Origin of the sequence: Rubrimonas sp. (assembly GCF_036788415.1) — a bacterium.
Lineage (GTDB): Bacteria > Pseudomonadota > Alphaproteobacteria > Rhodobacterales > Rhodobacteraceae > Rubrimonas.
Window position 1 is genome coordinate 1 of the sequence record NZ_DAIQNN010000135.1, and the last position, 5787, is coordinate 5787.

Genomic DNA, 5787 nt, shown 5'->3' on the forward strand with positions numbered 1-5787 from the left:
GCGAGCTTGCGCGCGCGCCGAATCGCTTCGGCCCGCTCGCGCGCCCGCTTCTCAGAGGGCTTCTCATAATGCTGCTTGAGTTTCATCTCGCGAAAGACTCCCTCACGCTGCATCTTCTTCTTCAGAGCCTTGAGCGCCTGATCGACATTGTTGTCGCGAACCAGCACCTGCACCTACGTCACCACCTTTCCATGTTCGATTTTCGCAGGAAGCGGCTATATACGGGCAGACGCACCCTATGTCCACCGCAACACGGATAGCCTCTCCATGACCGACACCGACTGGGCCGAGCTCGACGATCTCGACACGGCGAAAGACAAGATCCTCGACGCGGCGCTGCCCAACGTCGCCTTCGACGGCTGGTCGCCCCAGACCCTGCGCGCCGCCATCGAGGCGAGCGGCGTGGACGCGGAGATGGCGAAGCTCGCCTTCCCGCGCGGCGCCGTCGATCTCGCGCTCTACTTCCATGACCGCGCCGACGCGCAGCTGAAGGCCGAGCTGGAAGCGACCGACATGCGCGACGTGCGCATCCGCGAGAAGATCGCCTTCGCCGTGCGCCGCCGCCTCGAACTCGTCGGCGAGGACCGCGAGGCGGTGCGCCGCGCCGCCTCGATGTTCGCCCTGCCCCCCTACGCCGCCGACGGCGCGCGGGCGATCTGGCGCAGCGCCGACATCATCTGGACGGGCATCGGCGACACGTCCGAGGACGGCAACTGGTACTCCAAGCGCGCGATCCTGTCCTCGGTGTTCACGGCGACGACGCTGTTCTGGCTCGGCGACATGTCCGAGGGCTGCGAGGACACCTGGGCCTTTCTCGACCGCCGCATCGCCGGCGTCATGCAGTTCGAGAAGGTCAAGGCGGATCTGAACGCCAACCCGCTCGGCCGGCTGGCGATGGCCGGGCCCAACATGCTGATGCGCATGGTGAAGAAGCCCAAGACCGCCTGACAGGGCGCGCTTCCGCGCCGGGCGGGGCTCAGCCCGCCCGGAAATGCTTGCTCAGGCGCAGCCCCTGCGCCTGATAGGTCGAGCCGATCCCGCTCCCGTAGAGGATGTCCGGCGTCTCGATCATCGGCTCGTAGACCAGACGCCCGACCATCTGGCCGTGCTCCAGCGCGAAGGGCGTCTCGTGGCAGCGGACTTCCAGCACGGCGCGCGAGCCCGCGCCGCCCGCCGCCGCATGGCCGAAGCCGGGGTCGAAGAAACCCGCGTAATGCACGCGGAACTCTCCCGCCACCGCCAGATAGGGCGCCATCTCGGCGGCGCAGTCTGGGGGGACGTGGACGCTCTCGCGGCTGGCGAGGATGTAGAAGGCGCCGGGGTCGAGGATGACGCCCCCGGCGGGGCCGCGGCGCAGCGGCTCCCAGAATTCCAGCGGATCGTAATGGTCGAGCCGGTCGAGGTCGATCAGCCCGGAATGAAGCTTGGCGCGCCAGCCGAGCGGACGCCCCTCCCCCGGCTTGAGATCGACCGAGAAGGCGAGCCCGTCGTCGATGGTCGCCGCGCCGTCCACCAGCGCCGCCGCGCCATGCAGCGCCTGAAGCTGGACGTCGCTGAGCCGGGCGGCGCCGCGGCGGAACCGAAGCTGCGCGAGGCGCGCGCCGGGGCGCGCCAGCACCGAGAAGGTGCGCGGGCTGATCTCGGCGTAGAGCGGGCCGTCGTAACCGGGCTCGACGCGGTCGAACTCGACACCGCCATCGGCGATGACGCGCGTGAACAGGTCGAGCCGGCCGGTCGAGCTCTTGGCGTTGGCGGCGCCCGAGACGTCCGCCGGCAAGTCGAGCCGCTCCATCAGCGGGACGACGTAGACGCAGCCCGTCTCCAGCGCGGCCCCGCCGGTCAGGTCGATCTCGTGCATCGCGAAATCGGCGAGCCGGTCGGCGACGCGGCGGCCCGCGCCGGGCAGAAAGCTCGCCCGCACGCGCCAGGCCCGGCTTCCCAGCCGCAGATCGAGGCTCGCGGGCTGGATCTGGTCGGGGTCGAGCGGGCGGTCGGCCCGGATCGCGCCCGAAGCCGCGAGCGCGCGGATATGCTGAGAGGGCAGAACTCCGGGCCTCGCTTCGGCGGCGCTGGCGTCGCTCATGGAGCCTCCCCGAGATGCGAAACGCCAGCGCCGGGGCGCTGGCGTTCGATGGTCGGGCCGGCGAGATTCGAACTCACGACCTTCCGTCCCCCAGACGGACGCGCTACCAGACTGCGCTACGGCCCGATGCCTGCGCCGCCTTATACAGGCTGGCGCCGCCCGCGCAAGGCGGCGGGCTCAGGGATGGGCGGGCGGGATCGGCACGCAGTCGCGGCCCTCCTCGACGAGCATCTCGCAGGCGCGGCGGGCGGTGTCGCGGTCGAGCCCGGTCAGCCGCGCGCGGTAGATCTGCGAGCCGGCGATCCCGCCCACATGGACTTCGCGCCCGGCCCCGGCGAGTTGCGGCAAGGCTCCGAAGGCCGCGGCCGCGAGCCGCGCGACCGCGATCTCGCGCTCGGCGTAGGCGCCGAGTTGCACCGCCCAGTCGCCGGAGCCGGCGTCCGCCGAGGCGACCGCGATCGCCGTCCCGCCGCGCAGACGCGGCGCCGGCGCCGCGCGCGGCGCGCGCGCGGTCGGCGAGACCGTCTTCGCGACGCTCGCCGGCGCCTTCGGCTCGGCGGCGTGCGCCGCCGCCGGCGCCAGCGCTTGGGCGACCTGCCGCGCGCCTTCGACGAACAGGCTCGGCGAACCCTGCGCCGCCGCGACGCCGCCAGACCCCGAGCCCGGCCGCGGGGCCGGGACGGGCGCCGTCAGCGCCGCGGTGAGAACCGGGGGAACCTCGCGCACATTCCGCGGCGCGCGCGTGAAGCCCAGATCGAGCAGCTCCGCGACGCGCTGGTTGCGCTCCGCCCCGCTGCGCCCGCCGAAGACCGTGGCCACGACGCGCACCGGCCCGCGCTCCGCCGAGGCGACGAGGTTGAACCCCGCCGCGCGGGTGTAGCCGGTCTTGAATCCGTCCGCCCCGCGATAGGTCGCGAGCAGCCGGTTGGTGTTGCGGATGGTCTGTCCGAAAGCGGCGGTCTTCTCGCGCCCGAACAGATTGTAATATTGCGGGAAATCGTAATAGAGCCGCCGCGCCAGGATGGTCATGTCGCGCGCGGAGGACAGCTGCCCCGCCGCCGTCAGCCCCGACGCGTTGCGGAAGCTCGTGTTGGTCATGCCGAGCTGACGGGCGCGCTGGGTCATCAGCTTGGCGAAGGCGGCCTCGGACCCTGAGACCGACTCGGCCAGAACCACGGCGCTGTCATTGGCCGAACGCACCGCAGCCGCGCGGATCAGATCGCGCAGCCGCACGCGCTGGCCCGCCTTGAAGCCGACCTTCACCGCCGGCTGGCGCGCCGCGGCCTGCGAGACCCGCACCATCTGATCGAGGTCGAGCTTGCCGCGCTCCACAGCCTCAAAGACGAGATAGAGTGTCATCATCTTGGTCAGCGAGGCGGGATGCAGCTTCGCGTCGGCGTTGCGCGCATGCAGGACCTCGCCGGTGCGCATGTCCATCACGATCTCGGCCCGCCCGGGCGCCGCCTCTGCGGGCCCCGGCGACAACGCCCACGCCAGCGCGAGCGCGACGCACGCTCCCACGAGCATCCTGACCTGCGTCATGAACACCACCTGCTCTCTGCTGCGCCTCTCGACGGGTGGATGTTTCCCCACCTCGTCTTAAGAAAAGACTGTAACAGGGAAGCGGGACGAATAAAACTGCGGCGTCGCCGTCGCGATCGCCGCCGCCGCGACCGGGCCGGACGCGCGCGCCAGTTGTTTGCTGCAACGCACAAAACCTCTTGACGCAGTGCAGCACGACGCGTAGGTTCTCCCTCATCGGGCGATCGGACGGATCATCGGGATCGTCGCGAGAGCCTGGATATGCAAGGAGCACCGCCATGACCGCCAAGACCGCCCCCAAGACTGTCGACGCCGCCGCCGCCATCGAGACCTTCGCCGCGGATGCGCAGAAGTCGCTCACCGAAAACATGGAAAAGGCCACGAAGTCCTTCGAGGACGTCGCCGCCTTCGGCCAGGAGACGCTCGATGCGATGATCAAGTCGCAGAGCATCGCCGCCAAGGCCGCCGAAGAGATCAACGCCGAGGTCATCGCCTTCTCGAAGAAGACCCTCGAAGAGACCGTCGCGCACGCCAAGGAACTGGCGGCGTCGCAGACCGTCACCGACTTCATCGAGAAGCAGAGCGGCTTCGCGAAGACGTCCTTCGACGCGATGGTGAAGCAGTCGACCAAGATGAACGAGCTCGTCCTCGCGGCGATGAAGGATGCGATGGCGCCGGTCGCCGCGCGCGTCACCGCCGCCGTCGACATGATGAAGGCCAACGCCGCCTGAGGCGACGCGCCTCGCGACGATCCGGAAAAGGGGGCCTCGCGCCCCCTTTTTTCATGCCGCCCCGCCGATATATGATGATCGCGCGAGGAGGCGTGTCCGACCGATGATCGCGACGTTGACCAGTGCCGATAGAACCGCGCCGCGCGCCGGCGAGGACGACCGCGACGACGACGGCGCGCGCGGGCCCGGCGGGCTGGTCGCGACCCGAACGCGCGCGAAGACGCAGCGGCCCTCCATGTACAAGGTGCTGCTGCTCAACGACGACTACACGCCGATGGAGTTCGTCGTGCATGTGCTTGAGCGATTCTTCGGCCTCAACAACGCGCAGGCCGTCGAGATCATGCTCACCGTGCACCGCAAGGGCGTCGCCGTGGTCGGCGTGTTCTCCTATGAGATCGCCGAGACCAAGGTCACCCAGGTGATGGAGTATGCGCGGCGCAACGAGCATCCGCTCCAGTGCACCATGGAGAAAGAGTAGCGCCTCGGCGCTTCGATCCCCCGACCTGATTCGACGCCCCGTCGCGCCCAGTTTCAGCGCGCGGCGCCTCTCGCGCGGGCGCCGGTTCAGGCTTGCGCGGAAAACATGCGGACGGCCTTGAAGACAGGCTGACAGGGACGACATCCTGTGATGTGATCCTCGATGGAACCGTCGAGGTCCCGCCCCGCCGACCCGTTTCAGGGAGACGCAGATGCCGTCCTTCTCCAAGACCCTCGAAGAGGCCATCCACCGGGCGCTCGGTCTGGCCAATGCGCGCCGGCACGAGCTGGCGACGCTGGAACATCTGCTGCTCGCGCTGGTCGACGAGGAGGAAGCCGCGCGGGTGATGCGCGCCTGCGGGGTCGACCTCGACGAGCTGCGCGCCGCCCTCACCCGCTTCATCGACGAAGAGTTGGAGGCGCTCGTATCGGAGACGGAGGGCTCCGAAGCGGCGCCTACGACCGGCTTCCAGCGGGTGATCCAGCGCGCCGCGATCCATGTCCAGAGCTCGGGGCGGGCCGAAGTCACGGGCGCCAACGTGCTGGTGGCGATCTTCGCCGAGCGCGAGAGCCATGCCGCCTTTTTCCTGCAGGAGCAGGACATGACGCGCTACGACGCGGTCAATTTCATCAGCCATGGCGTCGCCAAGAATCCCGCCTTCGGCGAGAGCCGCTCCGTTCGCGGAGCCGAGGAGCAGACCACCGAACAGGAGCGGGCGAGCGGCGGCGGCCCGGCCGAGCGGACCAAGGCGCCGGAGGAGACGGCGCTCGCGAAATACTGCGTCGACCTCAACGCCAAGGCGATGGACGGCGACGTCGATCCGCTTATCGGGCGCGAGCGCGAAGTCGAGCGCTGCATCCAGGTGCTGTGCCGGCGGCGCAAGAACAATCCGCTGCTCGTGGGCGACCCCGGCGTCGGCAAGACCGCCATCGCCGAGGGGCTGGCCAAGAAGA

The 5787-nt window shown here is 69.8% G+C and carries 7 protein-coding genes and 1 tRNA gene; 4 read left to right on the top strand and 4 right to left on the bottom strand.

Annotated elements, in window-relative coordinates:
* A partial coding sequence (gene rpsU, locus V7Q31_RS16930) for a 30S ribosomal protein S21 (RefSeq protein WP_333835037.1) occupies nucleotides 1-173 on the bottom strand: 173 nt, incomplete at its 3' end.
* A gap of 94 nt (nucleotides 174-267) precedes the next feature.
* Here rpsU and V7Q31_RS16935 point away from each other — a divergent pair.
* Entirely contained in the window at nucleotides 268-948 is a 681-nt protein-coding gene (locus tag V7Q31_RS16935; RefSeq protein ID WP_333835031.1) for a COQ9 family protein, read from the top strand.
* Nucleotides 949-976: 28 nt separating this feature from the next.
* Here V7Q31_RS16935 and V7Q31_RS16940 read toward each other — a convergent pair whose 3' ends face one another.
* The 3 genes from V7Q31_RS16940 to V7Q31_RS16950 all read right to left on the bottom strand — a co-directional run bounded on the left by V7Q31_RS16940 (nucleotide 977) and on the right by V7Q31_RS16950 (nucleotide 3625).
* Entirely contained in the window at nucleotides 977-2083 is a 1107-nt protein-coding gene (locus V7Q31_RS16940; protein ID WP_333835032.1) for a 2'-deoxycytidine 5'-triphosphate deaminase, read from the bottom strand.
* Between the two features lie 49 nt (nucleotides 2084-2132).
* Nucleotides 2133-2209: transfer RNA gene (locus V7Q31_RS16945), tRNA-Pro, on the bottom strand.
* A 51-nt stretch (nucleotides 2210-2260) separates the two neighbouring features.
* Nucleotides 2261-3625 carry a D-alanyl-D-alanine carboxypeptidase family protein gene (locus tag V7Q31_RS16950; RefSeq protein WP_333835033.1) on the bottom strand — a complete coding sequence of 455 codons (1365 nt, stop codon included), beginning with the start codon at nucleotides 3623-3625 and terminating at the stop codon, nucleotides 2261-2263.
* A 278-nt stretch (nucleotides 3626-3903) separates the two neighbouring features.
* On the opposite strand from V7Q31_RS16950, the gene V7Q31_RS16955 reads away from it, so the two are divergent.
* From V7Q31_RS16955 to V7Q31_RS16965, 3 genes are all read left to right on the top strand, one after another.
* Nucleotides 3904-4356, top strand: coding sequence for a phasin family protein (locus V7Q31_RS16955; protein WP_333835034.1), 453 nt, complete (start codon nucleotides 3904-3906; stop codon nucleotides 4354-4356).
* A gap of 103 nt (nucleotides 4357-4459) precedes the next feature.
* On the top strand, nucleotides 4460-4834 hold the full coding sequence (gene clpS / locus V7Q31_RS16960; RefSeq protein ID WP_333835035.1) for an ATP-dependent Clp protease adapter ClpS: 375 nt from the start codon (nucleotides 4460-4462) through the stop codon (nucleotides 4832-4834).
* 211 nt (nucleotides 4835-5045) lie between these two features.
* Nucleotides 5046-5787 (top strand): Clp protease N-terminal domain-containing protein (locus tag V7Q31_RS16965; protein WP_333835036.1); only part of this gene is annotated, 742 nt, incomplete at its 3' end.

Excerpts from the sequence above, each read along its gene's own strand:
- V7Q31_RS16935 (WP_333835031.1), top strand. The coding sequence starts at position 268 with ATGACCGACACCGACTGGGCCGAGCTCGACGATCTCGACACGGCGAAA.
- V7Q31_RS16940 (WP_333835032.1), bottom strand. The coding sequence starts at position 2,083 with ATGAGCGACGCCAGCGCCGCCGAAGCGAGGCCCGGAGTTCTGCCCTCT.
- V7Q31_RS16950 (WP_333835033.1), bottom strand. The coding sequence starts at position 3,625 with ATGACGCAGGTCAGGATGCTCGTGGGAGCGTGCGTCGCGCTCGCGCTG.
- V7Q31_RS16955 (WP_333835034.1), top strand. The coding sequence starts at position 3,904 with ATGACCGCCAAGACCGCCCCCAAGACTGTCGACGCCGCCGCCGCCATC.
- clpS (WP_333835035.1), top strand. The coding sequence starts at position 4,460 with ATGATCGCGACGTTGACCAGTGCCGATAGAACCGCGCCGCGCGCCGGC.